The sequence below is a fragment of the Thermoactinomyces sp. DSM 45892 genome, assembly GCF_900107305.1.
Lineage (GTDB): Bacteria > Bacillota > Bacilli > Thermoactinomycetales > Thermoactinomycetaceae > Baia.
The window spans coordinates 1-2,632 of the sequence record NZ_FNPL01000036.1 but is presented as its reverse complement, the minus strand read 5'-3'; the positions used below and the strand labels follow the sequence as shown (position 1 = coordinate 2,632).

The 2,632-nt window shown below is 37.7% G+C and carries 3 protein-coding genes and 1 rRNA gene; all 4 read right to left on the bottom strand.

Going from position 1 to position 2,632, the window contains the following annotated elements; translation table 11 throughout:
* Positions 1–342: 342 nt before the first annotated feature.
* Entirely contained in the window at positions 343–675 is a 333-nt protein-coding gene (locus BLU58_RS15870; protein WP_093293829.1) for a hypothetical protein, read from the bottom strand.
* Positions 676–739: 64 nt separating this feature from the next.
* Complete coding sequence (locus BLU58_RS15865) at positions 740–1,798, bottom strand: type III polyketide synthase (RefSeq protein WP_093293827.1); 1,059 nt, start codon at positions 1,796–1,798, stop codon at positions 740–742.
* Between the two features lie 158 nt (positions 1,799–1,956).
* Positions 1,957–2,277 carry an EthD family reductase gene (locus BLU58_RS15860; RefSeq protein WP_176786731.1) on the bottom strand — a complete coding sequence of 107 codons (321 nt, stop codon included), beginning with the start codon at positions 2,275–2,277 and terminating at the stop codon, positions 1,957–1,959.
* A 303-nt stretch (positions 2,278–2,580) separates the two neighbouring features.
* Positions 2,581–2,632, bottom strand: a 16S ribosomal RNA gene (locus BLU58_RS15855); the annotation flags it as partial.

Sequence of the window (2,632 nt, the reverse complement as noted above, 5' to 3'; positions counted from 1 at the left end):
ATGCAACATGACGGAAGACTCATGTGTTTAATGATGTCTTCTATCTTTCTTCATTTCTGTATCTAATTTTCAAGGTGCATCATTTCGTTGTTTTGCACACCACATCTCGCGGCGACATGTATTAATATAGCATGCAGATAAATAAGAGTCAACACTTATTCTACAATTTTTTTATAGAACAAAAACACACTATACACGTGTTTCACAATCACATTCAGACAACGCGAAATTATAACATAATCAGTCAAATTCCTTGTAAGCAAATTGGAGTCACGGTTCGACTCCAATACAGATTATTTATATATCGTATCTATGCTCACATTCTCAACCATTATGATTCATCTAAAAGCTATCCAGCACCAATTCACTCCCCAAAAAAGACTCGATCCTTGCCATCCCACTCTCTTGAATATAAAGGAAGTATTTCGTTATCTCTTTGCTTTCCTCCGAGTCTAAAACGCTTCGTAGTGCTGCAGCAGAATGGTAATAGGTTTCAATAAGTACACTAATCTCTTCAGATTGAGAGACTACTTGATCCGTTGGAATTAGAGTGGTGAATCGAATATGTTTTACTTCTTCCAAACCTAAAATGCGCGGGACCACTTCATTGGTATAAAAAGCTTCAAACTCATTCAAATCCTGAATATGGGAGTAAACTGCTATTGTTTTATACATAAAGCCACCTACCATCATGAAAAATATACGATACAGAATGAGCGCATAAACCAATGTTCTACTTCTACCACCGTAACAATATTTGCTCGAGTGTAATACCTGGACCCACTGCAAACATCAACGAAAGCTCTCCGTTATCAGGCGGCTCTTTACTGATTAGCTCATCCAAAATCAGCAAGACTAAAACAGATGCTGTATTCCCACTCTCTCTCAGAATCTCCCATGAATGTCTCAAATCTTCATGCCCTATATGAAGTCTTTTAGCAGCAATTTCTAAGATTTTCTTACCCCCGGCATGAACAATATAGCTAGAAACTTGCTCCAGCGTAATACCTTGATCCCTCACAAACCTCTTCACATTTCCTTCTAGATGCTTGTCCAATAGCAAAGGAAGCTTTTGGGATACCCCCCCTGTAAATCCACCATTTTTTACTCCTATGTGAACAAGATCGCTACTATTTGGAATCAGCACACTCTCGGAAGCTAAAATGGAAGGCCCCTGAAATTTATCAGCTAATTCATCGCCAACTAATAATGCAGCAGCAGCACCATCGCCAAATAAACTTAAATACACTAAATGAGCAGAAGAAGTCTCATCCACTAGGAAATTGATACTAAAGGACTCTACGCAACACAATATAGCTTTGCCCCGGGGATGATTTGCTAGTAAATCATTCACTCTTGCTAGTCCGCCCGCACCTCCAGCACAACCAAGCCCAAATAACAAGGTACACTTCACATTCGCTCGACATTGGATTTCTTGGCATATAACACCAAGTACCCCTTGATGAACCACACCGGAACTTGTTACAAATACAATATGATCGACTTCTTCCGGATGCATATTTACGCTTTCTAAACATTTTAGGATCGATTCCTTACTCATTTTTATGAAGTACTCTTCAAACTGACGATTTTTTTCATCAAAGCTTCGCTCCTGTAGCTCCCGTTCAAAAGGGACAGCCAGAAAACGTTGCTCGATCCGCCCATTGTCATATACTTGTAAGGCTTTTTCTCGATTCGGAATATGCTCTTGAAAACAACTATCCACAAACTCTTTCGCCAATCCCTGTTCCCACAAATACGGAGGAAATGCTTTGCCAACTGAAACAATTTTCCCCATAATTCACCTCATATTTTTTGTTTTAAACAAATTATTTTATCTAAAATATTATAACATTTGTAAGTATAAATACTATTATCTTTTTATTAAATAACCCCGAGAAAATGTATAGTAAAGTACATTTACCTCAGGGTTGTTATCGTAAAATAAAAATGTAATCATTTCTCAAAGAAAGTCTCGATTCCTATGTAACTCTCAAACTCCGCCAGATCATGCCCTAAAATGAGTTGAATAACATCTTTCCCAGCTTCAGAGCTCATCAGTTGTTCAAGAGCCTCTGCAGATTCGTAATATGTCTCAAATAGTATTTTGACTGAATCATCGTTGGGGTCCATTTGCCCCGTAGGAATAAGAGTCGATACTCGGATATTGATTACCCCTGGTAAGCTTAAGATTATAGGAAACACCTTTGTCTGATAGTATTCTTCAAACGCATTGGGATCCTTGATATTTTTATAGATTCCAACTGTCTTAAACATCTGGGCCACACCCCTGTTATTTGAATATAAGCATACTAACATCATAAGTGCTAAATTAAGTAGTTGTCCACAGTTCAATATGTTAATACTAATGTGTATCATTCGAAACAAATATGATACATGTTTTATTACAAATGACTTTATTAATCAACACTTATGCTCTTACACTCTTCAATAGATTGTTAACATGAAAAAACTTCCTGGGATTAGGAAGTTTTTTTGGTATTCCCTGAAAACTAAAGAGTGAGTAAGAAGCCAAGACCTGAGAGTGTGTAATTCGTTATGCTCATAAGAGCTCCATAGAAAGGAGGTGATCCATCCCCACCTTCCGGTAGGGATACCTTGTTACGACTTC

Bases quoted from the DNA above. Each gene is read 5' to 3' on its own strand.
- BLU58_RS15865 (WP_093293827.1), bottom strand. From the start codon at position 1,798: ATGGGGAAAATTGTTTCAGTTGGCAAAGCATTTCCTCCGTATTTGTGG.
- BLU58_RS15870 (WP_093293829.1), bottom strand. From the start codon at position 675: ATGTATAAAACAATAGCAGTTTACTCCCATATTCAGGATTTGAATGAG.
- BLU58_RS15860 (WP_176786731.1), bottom strand. From the start codon at position 2,277: ATGTTTAAGACAGTTGGAATCTATAAAAATATCAAGGATCCCAATGCG.